Origin of the sequence: Mycolicibacterium doricum, assembly GCF_010728155.1 — a bacterium.
GTDB classification, from domain to species: domain Bacteria; phylum Actinomycetota; class Actinomycetes; order Mycobacteriales; family Mycobacteriaceae; genus Mycobacterium; species Mycobacterium doricum.
This window is the reverse complement of record NZ_AP022605.1, coordinates 686,387-701,353: the sequence shown is the minus strand read 5'-3', so window position 1 is coordinate 701,353 and position 14,967 is coordinate 686,387. Positions and strand designations below refer to the sequence as shown.

Annotated in this window: 13 protein-coding genes and 1 pseudogene; 4 read left to right on the top strand and 10 right to left on the bottom strand. The window is 66.6% G+C overall.

Going from position 1 to position 14,967, the window contains the following annotated elements:
• Position 1 precedes the first annotated feature (1 nt).
• The 4 genes from rpsK to infA all read right to left on the bottom strand — a co-directional run bounded on the left by rpsK (position 2) and on the right by infA (position 1,382).
• A complete protein-coding gene (gene rpsK, locus G6N07_RS03560; RefSeq protein ID WP_011558523.1) occupies positions 2–418 on the bottom strand; it encodes a 30S ribosomal protein S11 in 417 nt (138 codons plus the stop codon).
• A gap of 4 nt (positions 419–422) precedes the next feature.
• The gene (gene rpsM / locus G6N07_RS03555) at positions 423–797 is read right to left on the bottom strand and encodes a 30S ribosomal protein S13 (protein ID WP_085192355.1); all 375 of its coding nucleotides are present in this window, start codon (positions 795–797) and stop codon (positions 423–425) included.
• 200 nt (positions 798–997) lie between these two features.
• The gene (gene rpmJ, locus G6N07_RS03550; RefSeq protein WP_003879483.1) at positions 998–1,111 is read right to left on the bottom strand and encodes a 50S ribosomal protein L36; all 114 of its coding nucleotides are present in this window, start codon (positions 1,109–1,111) and stop codon (positions 998–1,000) included.
• A 49-nt stretch (positions 1,112–1,160) separates the two neighbouring features.
• On the bottom strand, positions 1,161–1,382 hold the full coding sequence (gene infA / locus G6N07_RS03545; RefSeq protein WP_003418601.1) for a translation initiation factor IF-1: 222 nt from the start codon (positions 1,380–1,382) through the stop codon (positions 1,161–1,163).
• 689 nt (positions 1,383–2,071) lie between these two features.
• On the opposite strand from infA, the gene tnpA reads away from it, so the two are divergent.
• On the top strand, positions 2,072–2,485 hold the full coding sequence (tnpA, locus tag G6N07_RS03540) for an IS200/IS605 family transposase (RefSeq protein ID WP_085192357.1): 414 nt from the start codon (positions 2,072–2,074) through the stop codon (positions 2,483–2,485).
• Positions 2,486–2,513: 28 nt separating this feature from the next.
• Here the strand turns inward: tnpA and G6N07_RS20115 are convergent, their stop codons facing one another.
• The 3 genes and pseudogenes from G6N07_RS20115 to G6N07_RS20870 all read right to left on the bottom strand — a co-directional run.
• On the bottom strand, positions 2,514–2,846 hold the full coding sequence (locus G6N07_RS20115) for a GNAT family N-acetyltransferase (RefSeq protein ID WP_244949041.1): 333 nt from the start codon (positions 2,844–2,846) through the stop codon (positions 2,514–2,516).
• Between the two features lie 205 nt (positions 2,847–3,051).
• Entirely contained in the window at positions 3,052–3,525 is a 474-nt protein-coding gene (locus tag G6N07_RS20110; RefSeq protein WP_244949040.1) for a hypothetical protein, read from the bottom strand.
• 46 nt (positions 3,526–3,571) lie between these two features.
• Positions 3,572–3,862 (bottom strand): annotated as a pseudogene (locus G6N07_RS20870) (universal stress protein); the annotation flags it as partial.
• A gap of 770 nt (positions 3,863–4,632) precedes the next feature.
• On the opposite strand from G6N07_RS20870, the gene G6N07_RS03525 reads away from it, so the two are divergent.
• The 3 genes from G6N07_RS03525 to G6N07_RS03515 all read left to right on the top strand — a co-directional run bounded on the left by G6N07_RS03525 (position 4,633) and on the right by G6N07_RS03515 (position 10,974).
• Positions 4,633–5,289, top strand: a complete 657-nt coding sequence (locus tag G6N07_RS03525) for a universal stress protein (protein WP_085192359.1) — start codon at positions 4,633–4,635, stop codon at positions 5,287–5,289.
• An 18-nt stretch (positions 5,290–5,307) separates the two neighbouring features.
• Positions 5,308–8,022, top strand: coding sequence for a cation-transporting P-type ATPase (locus G6N07_RS03520; protein ID WP_099050289.1), 2,715 nt, complete (start codon positions 5,308–5,310; stop codon positions 8,020–8,022).
• Positions 8,023–8,109: 87 nt separating this feature from the next.
• Positions 8,110–10,974 (top strand): cation-translocating P-type ATPase, encoded by a 2,865-nt coding sequence (locus G6N07_RS03515; protein ID WP_235849913.1) that lies wholly within the window; start codon positions 8,110–8,112, stop codon positions 10,972–10,974.
• Here the strand turns inward: G6N07_RS03515 and G6N07_RS03510 are convergent.
• From G6N07_RS03510 to G6N07_RS03500, 3 genes are all read right to left on the bottom strand, one after another.
• On the bottom strand, positions 10,962–12,608 hold the full coding sequence (locus G6N07_RS03510) for an HAD hydrolase family protein (RefSeq protein WP_085192361.1): 1,647 nt from the start codon (positions 12,606–12,608) through the stop codon (positions 10,962–10,964). The genes G6N07_RS03515 and G6N07_RS03510 overlap by 13 nt on opposite strands.
• Positions 12,609–12,728: 120 nt before the next feature.
• Positions 12,729–14,006 (bottom strand): hemolysin family protein, encoded by a 1,278-nt coding sequence (locus G6N07_RS03505; RefSeq protein WP_085192362.1) that lies wholly within the window; start codon positions 14,004–14,006, stop codon positions 12,729–12,731.
• Positions 14,007–14,362: 356 nt separating this feature from the next.
• Complete coding sequence (locus G6N07_RS03500) at positions 14,363–14,902, bottom strand: hypothetical protein (RefSeq protein ID WP_235849914.1); 540 nt, start codon at positions 14,900–14,902, stop codon at positions 14,363–14,365.
• Between the last annotated feature and the right edge of the window lie 65 nt (positions 14,903–14,967).

The window sequence follows — 14,967 nt, the reverse complement described above, 5'->3', positions numbered from 1 at the left end:
CCTAGACCCGGCGCCGCTTGGGCGGACGGCAACCGTTGTGCGGCTGCGGCGTGACGTCGGCGATGGCGCCGACCTCGAGCCCGGCGGCCTGCAGCGAGCGGATGGCGGTCTCGCGACCCGAACCAGGCCCCTTCACGAACACGTCGACCTTCTTGACGCCGTGCTCCTGGGCCTTGCGGGCGGCGTTCTCGGCGGCCAGCTGCGCGGCGAACGGCGTCGACTTACGCGACCCCTTGAAGCCGACGTGACCCGACGACGCCCAGGCGATGACGTTGCCCTGGGGATCGGTGATCGACACGATCGTGTTGTTGAACGTGCTCTTGATGTGTGCGGCGCCGTGCGGGACGTTCTTCTTCTCCCTGCGGCGGGTCTTCTGCCCCTTCTTCGCGGAGGAAGCGGCGGCTTTCTTCGGTGGCATGTACTTACCTGGCCTTCTTCTTGCCGGCGATGGTGCGCTTCGGGCCCTTGCGGGTGCGCGCGTTGGTCTTGGTCCGCTGGCCGCGCACCGGCAGGCCGCGACGGTGCCGCAGACCCTGGTAGCAGCCGATCTCGATCTTGCGGCGGATGTCCGCCTGCACCTCGCGGCGCAGGTCGCCCTCCACCTTCAGGGTCGCTTCGATGTAGTCGCGCAGCTGGGTGACCTGGTCGTCGGTCAGATCCTTGGTGCGCAGATCCCGGTCGATGCCGGTTGCCGCCAGGATCTCCTGGGACCGGGTGCGGCCGATCCCGTAGATATAGGTAAGTGCGATCTCCATGCGCTTGTCGCGCGGGAGGTCAACGCCCACTAGTCGGGCCATGGGTGTGCCATTCCTTCTTATTGGCGGAGGTCTGTTCCCAGTCCGATCCCGCCACTTGGCGGGGCCCGGCCTCCGTCCGGGCGTGTCCGAGCAGCAGTTGGTCGTCTTTTTTGGCGCTCGCGCGCCGGGCGGCTCAGTGGCACTGGGAGGTCATCATTGAGTTGTCTCGAGGGTGTGGCCGGCGCGAAGCCGGGCCGGGATCAGCCCTGCCGCTGCTTGTGGCGGGGGTCGGAGCAGATCACCATGACCCGCCCATGCCGACGGATCACCCTGCACTTGTCGCAGATGGGCTTGACGCTCGGGTTCACCTTCACGGCGTGCAGATCCTTCTTCGTCGTTCTGTCTGGGGTCGTTCTGTCTGGGTTACTTGTACCGATACACGATGCGGCCCCGGGACAGGTCGTAGGGAGACAGCTCCACTACGACGCGGTCCTCGGGCAGGATGCGGATGTAGTGCTGCCGCATCTTGCCGCTGATGTGGGCGAGAACCTTGTGACCGTTCTCCAGCTCAATGCGGAACATCGCATTGGGCAGGGGTTCGACCACGCGACCCTCGACCTCTATGGCACCGTCTTTCTTTGCCATAACTCTTCGGAGATCCTCCGTTGTCTTCTGGTTGGTTCGGCGCCCGTCGCCGTGACGGCGACGTGCTGCGCTGGCACAGCTACGCCCCGACCACGAAACGTGAGCCGGTAGTCGGAAATTCCGGAAACCAGAGGCACGCAAGAGCCGGCGCGGGCACCGCACCGTTGCTCAATACTACCCGCTCCGGTGGGCTGCCCAAAATCACGCGAACTGGCGCACCGGCCACCGTCACGACGCTCGCGACCGAAAGGCCCCATCCGCTTCGGAAGCTTCGTCTCTGCCCCGACAACAGGTCTCTGCCCCACAGGTCCCTACTTCTTCACAACAGTATGCCGCGCACCGTCGTGAGGACATCATCTCGAAAGGCAGCACCATGACCGTTCGGACCTGACACTCAGGACTGCGGTGCGGCAGATCCCGCGCCACCTGCCAGCCCGGATCGGCCTTCACCGCGCAGCTGCGGGTGATGAACTCCCCCAGCACCGCGTTATACACCCACACCCCGGGTGAAAAACCGGATACCGATCTCCCGGCACTGCGTTGGATTCGGCCGCAGCGGCCACGACCGCACATGCCTCGGCGCACGCTTGGCCCGCTTACCCGCCCTCGGCCTGCCCACCGGCTGCTCACCAGTCGGTGTCGGTGCCATGCGGTAGGTCTTACCCACAGCACAACCGTAGAGGTGTCCACTGACAACGACGACCTACCGCCGCAACCGGCACCGCGTGTCGTTGCTGCACGCCCACCTGGTTTCCGTAACCAAGTTCCGGCGCAAACTGTTCACCGATCCGATGCTCACCTCCGCCGAAACCACCATGCGCACCATGTGCGACCAGCTCGCTGTCGAGCTGGTCGAGTTCAACGGTGAGGCCCACCACGTGCATGTGCTGGTCGCCTACCCGCCCGCTCTGAGGGCCGGGCTGCGCCCGGCGACACACGGGATGGCTCACCTCGCCATAAATGGCGAGGCTTGCGCCCAAGAATTGGGTCAAAGGACAGCTTGCGCGCTCCCCTTTCGGGCCGCGGGGGTTCCTCCTCGCCCTGGGTCAACGTGGATACTGCCGGCGACGGGAGCTGGCGACCTGGCTGGACGGGGACCTTGATGGACGGGATCGGTAATCGCCTAACCGATCAGGGAGCCTGCCGCAGATCAACCTCGACCGACACCACGGACCCGTCGAGTTGACGCCGGCACGGCCAGCCGGAATCCGTGAGGACTGTCTGCATTTCGCGGTTCTCGGCGAGGATGTCGGCGATGAAGTAATGCTGGCCGTTGGCGCGGGCGATGCGGCCCAGCGCGTTGAGCAGGACGGTTCCGACGCCGCGATGGTGTTGACCATGTGCGACGACGATCGACACCTCCGCGTAGCCGGGGCGAGGTGACTCGATGCAGTTCGCCACACCGAGCAACGTGCCATCGTCGACGGCTGCCAACGTGAACCGGTCTGCGGATGCGTCGACCAACGAGTCAACCCATTCGTCGATGTGGCGGGGTGCGTGGTGAAGAACCGCAGATACCGTTCCTGTTCGGTGAGCCCATGCGCCAATGCGGTTATCGCTGCTCGGTCGGTTTCGGCGACCCGCCGGATCGTGACCACATGGCCGTCGAGAAGTTCTGCGGTGGTGGGTGATTCGTATTCGCTCCGGCCGGCGTCGGCCTGGTCTGGCATCAGCGGACCACGAGCACTGAGTGCCGCCGGGCGCCGCCGAACATTGTGCCGTGCGGGCCGACGATGTCCACCACCGCCTCTGCGTCGGCAGTCCCGACGACGACCATGTGGACGTCGTCGTCCCTCTGGTGTGCCAGATATCGCACGATGTCACCGTCGGTCGACACCACTTTTGTCCGCACACCGGGGTATCGGTGAGCCAAGTACGTTGTGCGCCGGTCCAGCTCGTCGTAACTCGGCTCGAGCGATTGCCAGCGGCGTACTCCGACGACCACGACCGGCGAACCGCGTAGCCGGGCCTCCTCCAGTGCGCCGATGACAACGCTTTCGCTTTCCGGCGTGGCGTCGGATGCGACCGCCAGCCAGCCGTTCGGCGACGGAATGGCATCCCGGCGGAGCACCGCGACGCGACACTGTCCCTGTGTCGACACGGTGACCGCGGTGGAGCCCAGGATCACGTTGGGCAATCGCACCGATCCCCACAGATCCGACGCAGACCATCTCGGCACCACGCGATTCGGCGACCAGTTCGCTCTCGGGGGAACCCCACAGAATCTCCGTTTCGACCTTGACATCCCGGCCGGCCGACCTTTCCGCAGTGGAGGCCGCCCGGAGCACCGTCTCCGCATATTCGCGTTCGAGCCGGTAATCGTCGGGCGACTGGTCCGCCTGTGGCGTCACGCCCGTGGCGTGTACCAGTCGCAGCGGCACGGAGCGCTCGACAGCCTCGTCGACCGCCCATGTCACAGCGTCGAGTGCGGCCTGAGAGCCGTCCACTCCCACCACGACCGGCCCGCATGTCGTGTCCATCTGATCTCCCATTCTGGTCGGCGCAGCTGACCACCCTGAGCTAAGGGACGGACGAGCGCCTCGGAGGGAGCGGTTGGCCCAGCGTCTCGGGTCTTTGGTGCTCCCTCTACGCGGACGAACGCCCCCAGCGCTGCGCGCCACAGTTTCCCAACATCAGGACTGGTCATCATGCCACCGACTAGGCGATATGACCACATCAGCGGACCCGGCGGATTTCAGCGGGGAGTCGACGGGTCGCCACAGGTTCGGTGTGTCGTCCGATGCACCACACGCACGACGAGACAACGAGCCCCGGCGGGCTCAGGCGCTGTGGTGGTCCGCATCGCCGGATGGACGGCATCCGGTCTCCACGGCCGGATCGTTCAGTTCCGCGCTCATGTGGCCGCCGGTGTCGCGATGATGGCTACAAGCACGGCCCTGGCGTCGGGGGTATCCGTCGCGGTCTCGGATGGCCTGCTTCGCCGTGGTGCACAATCCCGCGAGCTGGTTGCGCTACAGCAGGACCGCCGTCCCGTCGCCGCAGTCGGCCACGGCCAACTGCCCGTCACGCAACCGCCCCTGGCGCGATCGGGGAATCGAGGACGCGTACCGGCTGGGCGTTGCAAAGGTTTGCAAGGGTCCAATGTCCCTATCTCCGCCCGTCGCCGCCACCTAACGTGGCTGATTGTGGTGGCCGCGGTACGACGGCCCCCGGCCCGAGAGGACCAGGTGATGACCAGACAGTGCGTCCACCGCGGACATCATTGTGGGCATGGCGTTCAGGAGGTCTCATGAGCACTGGCACCGCGATCGTCATAGTCGCGGCGTGGCTGAGCACGGGGTTGGTCTCCGGCCTGTGGATGACCCGCCGCGGTTATGACCCCCTCTGGATACTTGTCGCGCCACCGCTGGGACTGCTCTTCGTACCCATCGCATTCGAGCGTGTCTCAGGGCGGCCTCCAGTCGCGTCATCCGAGGCTCGCACGATGCCACGGGCGGATCCGAACGCCGGTGAGGGTCCACGCGTCCTGGCGGGTCTCGACGGTTCATCGGAAGCCAAGCAGGCTCTTGCGACGATCCGGCGTCTCCTCCGCCCGCGTTGCGCGCATCTTGTACTTGCCGAGGTCGTGCATTTCGCGGCGACCGAGGACATGACCCACTCGCGAATCGATGCGGCGTCGCGAAGGCTCGGCGAGGCGCCGACCCGCATCGCGCGAGGATTTCCGGTGCACACCGAGGTACTCGCCGGTCCACCGGGATGTGGGTTGCGCCAGTTCGCCCAGCGACACGACATCGACCTACTCGTGGGCGGCCGGCGCGGTCGTGGGCCGTCCCGACTGCTTCTGGGGAGCGTCTCCGCCGATCTGGTGCAGCACTCACCGGTCCCGGTGCTGGCGGTCGAACCTGTTGCAGGAGTCGATCACGTGCCCAGCCGGGCGGTGGGCTGAATGACGCAGCGCAATATGATGCAGCCCAATCTGGTCACGTCCAATGCACATCACGGACTACCCACGCACGATGTGGTTCTGATCCTCCAGACCGATCCGCACCGGGGCCTGTCCACGTCGCAGGCACAGGAACGTCGGGTGCAGTTCGGACCCAATGTCCTACCCGAGACGGTCGGCGCCGGTCCACTGCTTCGCATCCTGCGTCAGTTCCACCATCCACTGATCTACGTACTCCTGGTTGCCGGGGCCGTGACTGCCCTCCTACGCGAATACGTCGATGCAACAGTGATCTTCGCCGTGGTGCTGGTGAACGCTGTGGTCGGGTTCATCCAGGAGTCCAGGGCGGAGGCAGCGCTGCAGAGCCTGCGCGCGATGGTCCACACCGACGCCCGAGTCGTCCGTGACGGCCGGGAAATTTCCATCACCTCGGAGGAACTGGTCCCCGGTGACCTGGTGCTCATCGAGGCCGGCGACAAAGTTCCGGCGGATTTGCGGATACTGCGGGAAACCGAACTGCGGGTGGACGAGTCGGCCCTGACAGGTGAGTCGGCGCCGGTGGTCAAAGCCGAGGTTGAGTTGCCGGAAGCCACACCGGTGGCCGACCGGCGGAACATGGCCTATTCAGGAACCCTCGTAACCGCGGGGACGGCAGCGGGGGTCGTGGTAGCGACCGGAGCGGTGACCGAGATCGGCCAGATTCACCGCCTGGTCGGTGCCGCCGAAGCGCTTGCCACGCCGTTGACGGCGAAGCTGGCGCAGTTCAGCCAGATCCTGACCGTCGCCATTCTGGGGTTGGCCGCGGTCACCTTCGCCCTCGGCCTGCTGCGCGGACAGGATCCTGTGGAGACCTTCAACGCCGCCGTGGCGCTGGCCGTCGGCGCGATCCCGGAGGGGCTGCCCGCAGCGGTGACCATCACGCTCGCTATCGGCGTCGCCCGGATGGCCAAACGCCGAGCCGTGATCCGACGCCTGCCCGCCGTCGAGACACTGGGCAGCACGACCGTCATCTGCTCTGACAAAACCGGCACTCTCACCGAGAACGAGATGACGGTGCGCAAGATCTGGACTCCGGAGAACTCCATGGAGGTGACCGGCTCTGGTTACGCCCCTGAGGGCACCCTGCTCGCGACAGGAGGGGCGACCGTCTCGATCGACGACGACGCTGCGCTGCGCTGGACGCTGCTCGGCGGAGCGGCATGCAACGATGCGGCACTCAACCGCGTCGACGGCCGGTGGCAGGCGACCGGCGACCCGACCGAGGCGGCGATGGTCGTCGTTGCCGCGAAGGCAGGCATCCCACCGGACCGGGTCGGCGCCGAACTTCCCCGGCGTGCCACGATTCCGTTCACCTCCGAACGACAGTACATGGCGACTCTTCACGAATGGGGCCGGTCCGAGCACGTTGTTCTGGTCAAGGGCGCTGTGGAACGCATGCTGGAGATTTGCGACTCTCAGATGCGTGCCGACGGCTCACTTCGCGCGCTCGACCGCGCGGCGGTGACCGAGGCGGCCGATCGCCTCGCGGCCGAGGGGCTTCGCGTTCTGGCCTGCGGAATCCGAACGTCGGTCTCACCAGATGAATTCGGTGAAGAGGCGGTGGTCGGCGCGACGGCCTTCACCGGCATGCAAGCCATGCTGGACCCACCGCGGGCGGCCGCCGCACCAGCGGTCACCGCGTGTCACTCGGCGGGTATCGCGGTCAAGATGATCACCGGCGACCACGCCGGCACGGCGAGGGCCATCGCATCGGCAGTCGGTGTGCTCGACCGTACGGACAGCACCTCCGACCAGGTGTTGACGGGCGCTCAGTTGGCCGTCACACCGGCCGACGAACTGCCCGAGGCAGTACAACGAGCCAGCGTCTTCGCCCGGGTGTCACCCGAGCAGAAGCTGCGGCTCGTCCGGGCCCTGCAGCAGAGGGGACACGTCGTCGCGATGACTGGCGACGGCGTCAACGACGCTCCGGCGTTGCGGCAGGCCAACATCGGAGTTGCGATGGGTCGTGGCGGCACCGAGGTCGCCAAGGACGCGGCCGACATGATCCTCACCGACGACGATTTCGCCACCATCGAAGCGGCGGTGGAGGAGGGCCGCGGCGTCTTCGACAACCTGACGAAGTTCATCACCTGGACGCTGCCGACGAACATCGGCGAGGGGCTGGTCATCCTGGTGGCGATCGCGTTGGGCGCGACACTCCCGATCCTGCCCACCCAGATCCTCTGGATCAACATGACCACCGCCGTCGCCTTGGGACTCATGCTGGCCTTCGAACCCAAAGAGGCCGGGATCATGACGAGGCCGCCGCGTGACCCCGACCAACCGCTGCTCACCTCGGCGTTGGTGGGTCGGATTCTCCTGGTATCCAGCCTCCTGGTGGCCGGATCGTGGTGGCTCTTCCAATGGGAACTCACCCACGGCGCCGAAGTGGCCGAAGCACGCACGGCGGCGCTGAATCTCTTCGTCGTGGTGGAGGGGTTCTACCTCTTCAGCTGCCGCTCGCTGACCCGATCGGCTTGGCGGATTGGGTTGTTCACCAATCGGTGGCTGATCGTAGGTGTCGGTGTGCAGGCCATGGCGCAGCTGGCCATCACCTACCTTCCGGCCATGAACCTCGTGTTCCAGACCGCTCCCCTGGACGCGGGGAGTTGGCTGCGCATCTTCGGAATCGCGGTCGCCATCAGCCTGGTGGTCGCAGCCGAGAAATGGATCCGGGCACGGAGATGGTCGCCGTGAATCCGACCCACAGCCGTCATGACGCCGGCCGACCGCACACCTGCGCGGCGCCGGGCCGTTCCATCGACGACCAGGGCGGCCGCTGACGTGTCCGCTTCTGGCGGTCGGACCTCGGCCGGGGGAACCAGCACCCCGGTCGGTGAAGCTGCCGATGTCTCCGTTCGCACCGGGACAGATGTTGCCCACGAGCTCGACGTCGACCCGGCGGTCGGGTTGAGCGCAGCGGAGGCCGCGCGGCGACTGGCGGTCGACGGGCCGAACGAGCTGAGGCCGAAACCGCCCGCGCCCCTGTGGCGGACAGTGTTGGACAATTTCCGGGATCCGCTGATCTATCTGCTCCTCGCGGCGGTCGTCGTATCGCTGGCGGCGTGGGTCGCCGAAGGTGCACGCGGTGTCCCGATCGATGCCGTCGTCATCGCACTGGTGGTACTTCTCAACGCGGCCATCGGGTTCATCCAGGAGCACCGGGCCGAGCGGGCGGTGGCGGCACTGCAGAGCGTGACCGCGGTGCGAGCCACCGTGCTCAGGGACGGTGAGTTGCACACCGTGCCTTCAGGTGAGCTGGTACGCGGCGACATCCTGGTGCTGTCCGAGGGGGAAGCCGTTGGCGCCGACGGCCGTCTGCTCGAGGCCAGCGGCCTGCGCGTCACCGAGGCGGAACTAACCGGCGAGAGCGAGCCGGTGACCAAGGACCCCGCAGCGTTGGCCGGTACGGTCGTCATCGGTGACCGCACCGACATGGTGTACCGGGGTACCGCGGTGGTTCAGGGCGTCGGCCGTGCCGTGGTCACCAGCACCGGCATGGATACCGAGATGGGCGCCATCGCCCAGATGCTCGAGGACGCCGAGGATCAGCCGACGCCACTGCAACGCGAGATCGCCCGGGTGGGAAAGATGCTGGGGATCGCGGTCGTCGGCATCGCGGTCGTTGTCATGGCGGCGACCGCCCTGGCCAACGACGTGTCAACCTTCTCCGGCATGGTGACCGTGCTGTTGCTCGGGGTTTCGCTCGCGGTCGCCGCCGTCCCGGAAGGACTGCCGGCCATCGTCACGGTCGTTCTCGCACTGGGGGTCGAGCGCATGGCAAAGGCCCGCGCGATCGTCAAGGACCTGCACTCCGTCGAGACGCTGGGCACCGCGAGTGTCATCGCGTCGGACAAGACCGGCACCCTGACCAGGAATGAGATGACGATCAGGCACGTGCGCACCTCATCGGGGGAGCTGGAGCTCACCGGCACCGGCTACCGTCCCGGTGGAGAGGCGCTCACCGCGGGGCGGAGTGGGCCCGGCCCGGCCCTGCGGCACGAGGCGATGCTCGTGCTCGGCGGCGGAGCCCTGGCCAACGACGCACAGGTACACCCCACCGACGGTGATTGGGAAATCCACGGTGACCCAACCGATGCAGCCTTTCTGATAGCCATCCACAAACTCGACGAGATCGCCGATGAGGTTCACCGATACGTCCGGCGCTCAGAACTTCCGTTCACCTCCGAGCGCAAGATGATGTCCGTCGTCGTCGAGCGCGTGGACGACGGCGTCGGATTGCTTGTCACCAAGGGGGCACCCGACGTGCTGCTCAGCCGGTGCACCCGCCGGCAGGTGGACAGTGATGCCATCGCGCTGACGGAGGCCGACCGTAGGGCCGCGACGGAAGACGTCGAGGCGTTGTCCGCGCAGGCGCTTCGAACTTTGGCCGTGGCCTATCGCCGGTTCGACGGGGACACGGCCGCGGAATCCGACGAACACGACCTGGTGTATCTGGGTGTGGTGGGCATGATCGACCCGCCGCGCGAAGAGGTACCGGCTGCCGTCGCCGAGGCCCGCACCGCGGGGATGCGAGTGGTGATGGTGACCGGTGACCACCCGGGCACCGCGGTGCGGATCGCCGAGGAGTTGGGGATCGCCCAACCCGGGGCCAAGGCCGTCACACCGGGAGAATTGGACGCCGTCTCGCCTGAGCGACTGCGCGGCATCGCGGCCACCGCCGACGTGTACGCCCGGGTGACTCCGAAGGACAAGCTGCAGATCGTCGAAGCCCTGCGGGACAACGGTGAAGTCGTTGCGGTCACCGGGGACGGCGTCAACGACGCCCCGGCGCTCAAAGCCGCCGACATCGGCGTGGCCATGGGCACCGGCACCCAAGTGGCCAAAGAAGCCGCACAAATGATCCTGGGTGATGACAACTTCGCCACGATCGTCGTCGCGGTCCGACAGGGACGGGTGATCTTCGACAACATCCGCAAGTTCCTGCGCTACCTGCTCTCGTCGAACATCGGCGAGGTCTTCACCGTGTTCTTCGGAATGATGTTCGCCGGATTCCTCGGAATCACCGGAGCCGAAGAGGAGATCGCGGTCCCGCTGCTGGCGACACAGATCCTCTGGGTCAACCTCATCACCGATTCCGCACCTGCGCTGGCGATGGGTGTCGACGGCGAGATCTCGGACGTGATGGCTCGACCACCACGGCGTGTCAGCGATCCAATACTGGACCGCGGTACCTGGCTGGGAATTCTCTTCGTCGGCGCGGTGATGGCCGTGGTCACCCTGATGACCGTGGACATCCTCCGCCCCGGCGGCTTCTTCTCCGGCGCCGAGTCGCTGGACACCGCACGCACGGCCGGGTTCACCACACTGGTGTTCGCGCAGTTGTTCAACGCCTTCAACGCACGCTCCGGCACCGCCAGCGCGATTCGGAACCTGTTCGCAAACAAATGGTTGTGGGCTGCGGTGGCCTTCGGTTCGGTGCTTCAGATCGCCGTGGTGCACACGCCGTTGCTGCAGCACGCGTTCGGGACGGTGCCGCTGAACACCACGCAGTGGGTGATCGCGATCGCCATGGCGTCGTTGGTGCTGTGGTCTGAAGAGCTGCGGAAACTGGTGGCCCGCCACCTGAGTTCCGGATGCGGGTCAGCGCCGCGTGGCGAGCGTCTTGCGGGCGGTCATCCGAGATAACGGTCAAGCACGGCACGGATGAGCTGTTGGCGGACGCGTTCGACCTCCGCCGCCCGGTGCGCGGCGATCGCGTCCTCCCAGGCGGCCACCTGCGCGGCCAGTTTCCTGTCGGCGATGGTGTGTTCCAGCCACCGCGAGAAATCACCGCGCTCGAGATGGTATTCCAGTGCCTCGGGGGTGATACGGCGGAGCGCGGCGCCGAACTCCTCCATAGTCGCCGCGGGCGGTATCGATTGCCCGTCGAAAGAATGGAAGTGGAAACTCCGCTCTTTGGGCAGCGCGACATCAGCGTACTTGTGCCGGTGCCTGATGTGTCCCGTGGCCCGCTCGGCCACGGTGAAGCGGCGCGGTGGATCTCCGCCGTACCGGACTGCGGCGTACGGGAGGGGATGCGGCGCGGACAGATTCTGCTCTCGGTAGTCCATCTCGATCACCACGTCACTGGCATCGATCTCGTCGGCCGGCAGCGCCGCCGGGGTGAACGAGGACAGCACGTAGCCGCCGCGGCGGACCCACCGAACCTCCTGGCCGGGCCCGAGCAGGTGCGCTTCGTCGTAGATGGTCCAGTGCGGGAACCCGTGTTGTTCGCGGTGCGCCTCAACGATCGGGCGCAGGCGGTGCACATAGTCGTATTTGTCGGCGGCGGACAGTGCGGACAGATCGACGACGGCGCTGCCGCTGGGATGGAACATACTGACGAGTTCGGAGGGTTGCGGCAGGTAGTGGTGGCTGTCCACCAGACCCGTGCGGTCCATGGTCGCCAATTGCGTGTGGTCACCTTCCGGGTCGACGATCAGCACGCCGTATCCGGCAAGGATCCAGCGCTCCGCCATCAACCCGATGATGTGACTCTTACCCGAGCCGGTCGGGCCGGTGACCATGATCCGGCCCTGACTGCCCGGCAGTCGAGCCGGCGTACCGTCGTCGAAGGCACCGATGTCGATCCACCGTCGCATCGGGCACCACCGCCGCGCTCCGGTGAGTATCGATCCGGTCAGTATCCGGGCGACTCCCTCGCCGTCGTTGTCGTCGAGCACCTCGTCGGCGTGGGCCTTCACCGATGGGAGTGCATTGGCCACGGCGACACCGAGTTCGGCGGCCGCCATCATCGACACGTCGTTCTCGGCATCTCCGATCGCGATGGTGTTGTGTGGCGAGCGGTTCATCCGCGCCAGCACTCCGCACAGGCTGGTTCCCTTCGTGACCCCCGCGGGCAGAATCATCAGGGCGCCCCGGTTTCGGATGATCTGGCAGTCCAGCCCGAGTTTTCCGATCGCCTCGACAGCGCTGAGCGCGTACTGACTATCGGTTGCGATCAGCGCTTGGCCGCGACGGAACGGTATTCCGCGGGCACTCAGCTCTGCATCGAGGGTCGGTTCCACCGCTGGTGTGAGCGCCACCGGCTCGCCGTCGACGACCGCGACTGCACCGTTCTCGAGTACCAGTGCATCGGCGTGGTTGGCCAGGTTCGGGAAATCCGCGCTCAACTCGCGGCCGATGCGACCGGTCACCAGCACGATCTGCGTTGCGTTGCGGCGGGCGTCGCGGATGGAACCGATGGCTTTTGACGACAGTGCGCCGTTCGACGTCAAGGTGCCGTCGATGTCGACCGCCACCACTTTGAAGAAACCCACAGTGTCCCCGACCTGTCTGTGTCCCCGACCTGTCTGCTCGACTTCCACCACCCATCGGGGAATCTAAGGCATGGAACCCTCGGCTCCTAGGGTCCTTCGGCCTCTCCGCCGACCCGGACATCAGTGCGGATCCGAAGGCCGGATATGGACTTCCGTGATCACGTGACGGCCGATACCGGTCACCTCGACGCGGTAAGGCGGAAGGTCGATGCAGTCCCCGGCAATCGTCGGTATCCGGCCCAGTACGGAAAGTACGAGTCCGGCGATCGTGGTGTAGTCGCCAGGAGGTAAGGTGGAGAACTCGATCCCGAGGTCGGAAAGATCGTGAATCGGGAACGCGCCCGGCAGGATATGGCTGCCGTCGGGCAATGCCGTGGCGGTTCGGATGTCTTCGTCGGCCTCGTCATAGATCTCGCCGACGATCTCCTCTAGCAGGTCCTCGAGCGTGACGATGCCGTCGACGCCGCCGCGCTCGCCCACCACGAGTGCCAGATGTTCATGCGCGGCGAGGAGTTGGCGCAGCGCGGCGGAGACTCGCAGACTGTCCGGCAGTCTCAGCACCGGCCGCGCGACGGAGCCGACGGTGCCGCGGTCGCCCAGCAGATCGCGCAGGTGCACCACCCCGGTGGCGTCGTCCAGTTCCCCTGATCGGGCAACCGGCGCCCTCGTGTGGCCGGATGCCGCGAGTTCCATGCGGGCCCGGGGCAGTGGCAGTTCGCCGTTCAGCCGGAAAACCGCGGTGCGGGGGACGACCACTTCGCGCAGCGAACGCTCGTGGATCTCCAGCGCACCGGACATGATCGTACGTTGCTCGGTGGTGAGACCCCCGAATCCCGTGACCAGTTCGCGGAACTCCTCGACGGTCAGTTCTTCCCGCCCGACGGCGGGATCACCCCCGAGGCTCTGCACGACGAGGTCGGTGGCCTTGCCCAGAAGCCACGCGATCGGTGCGGCGACGGCCGACAGGGCACTCAAAGGAGAGGCCACGGCAAGAGCCCAACGACGGGCGTTCTGCATCGCCAGCCGTTTGGGCGCGAGCTCGCCGAATACCAGCGTCACGCCCGCCACCGCCACCGTCACCACAGCGATGCTCACCGGCGTCCGGGCGCCGGCACCCAGAAAGCTCAGCAGTGGTGCCAGCGGCTCCGCCAGGGTCACCGCTGCAGCGGCCGAGGCGAAGAACCCGGCCAGGGTGATGCCGAGCTGAATTGTGGCCAGGTAGCGGTTCGGTTCCCGCGCCAGCCGAACGACGGTGTGGTCCCGTCGGCCGCCGCGATGCTCGAGTTCGCGCAACTGGCCCTCTCGCAGCGAGATGAACGCCGCTTCGCTACCGGACAACAGCCCGTTGACCAGGACCAGCGCCGCCACCAGGGCCACGTTCGACCAATAGTCGTTCATCGTGCTGGCTCAGCCCTCACTCGATCCGTCGTCCCGAGTCTGTGCGTGCTACTGCGGGTGCAACAAGAGTCGGTGCAACAAGAGTCGGTGCAACAAGAGTCGGTGCAACAAGAGTCTTTGTGCCCTGACGGTTCTCTCTGGGGGGTGGTGGTGCGGTAAGGGGCCGATCGGCCCTTATATGCCGATCGGCCCCTATATTAGGCCAGCGGATAGCGTCCCATGACTTGCCCACTGACGAGGGCGAAACGACTGCGCCGCGTCGCCGGTGAACCCTGTGTGTCCGCGCCCGGATGCGCGGACATCTCTGGTCGCCGTCTCTGAGCGCCGGGCTACGCCAGCCGACGTTCGGGATCGGCTCACCCCGGGCTGAAGTTCGAGGCTTGCGCGCCAAGAATTGGGTCACCTGCTTGCCCGGTCGCCTCTCCGAGGGGCGTCTGCGCGGTCAGGATGCGGTTGACGAGCGCCATCGCAGCCCTCATCTGCTTCTCGGCCTGGTCCAGGTTGGCGGTGAACTCACCTTGGTAGTTGTGCGGCGACTCGGCGACCACCGCCAGACACATGTGGGCCGCCGAGTGGGCGTCCTCCGTCGCGGCGCTCAGCTTCGCGCTCAGGTCGGGGTCAGGAGAGGGTAGTTGAGCAGGAATGCCCACCGCCGCACCGTCGTGCATCCGCTGACATGCCGACGCGAGTGCCGACGCGTTCATCCGGCGAAGCGAACTCTCGGAGTCGTAGAGCGCATCCTGCAGATCCGTGACCGCCGGCTGCGCGGTCACCCACCACTGGCGGACAGCTGCCTGCTCAGACGGCATGACCACGTCACGCGTCCGCGTGGCGTCGACGGCGAAGATCAGCACCGCCACGGCGACGGCGACCGCCACGATTGTGGCCAACACCACGCCCGGACGGCCGACCGAGTGATACCGCCGACGACGCCCTGCCGGTTGGGGCGACACATCGGCCC

Bases quoted from the DNA above. Each gene is read 5' to 3' on its own strand.
- rpsK (WP_011558523.1), bottom strand. From the start codon at position 418: ATGCCACCGAAGAAAGCCGCCGCTTCCTCCGCGAAGAAGGGGCAGAAG.
- G6N07_RS03520 (WP_099050289.1), top strand. From the start codon at position 5,308: ATGCAGCCCAATCTGGTCACGTCCAATGCACATCACGGACTACCCACG.
- infA (WP_003418601.1), bottom strand. From the start codon at position 1,382: ATGGCAAAGAAAGACGGTGCCATAGAGGTCGAGGGTCGCGTGGTCGAA.
- G6N07_RS03525 (WP_085192359.1), top strand. From the start codon at position 4,633: ATGAGCACTGGCACCGCGATCGTCATAGTCGCGGCGTGGCTGAGCACG.
- rpsM (WP_085192355.1), bottom strand. From the start codon at position 797: ATGGCCCGACTAGTGGGCGTTGACCTCCCGCGCGACAAGCGCATGGAG.
- G6N07_RS03505 (WP_085192362.1), bottom strand. From the start codon at position 14,006: ATGAACGACTATTGGTCGAACGTGGCCCTGGTGGCGGCGCTGGTCCTG.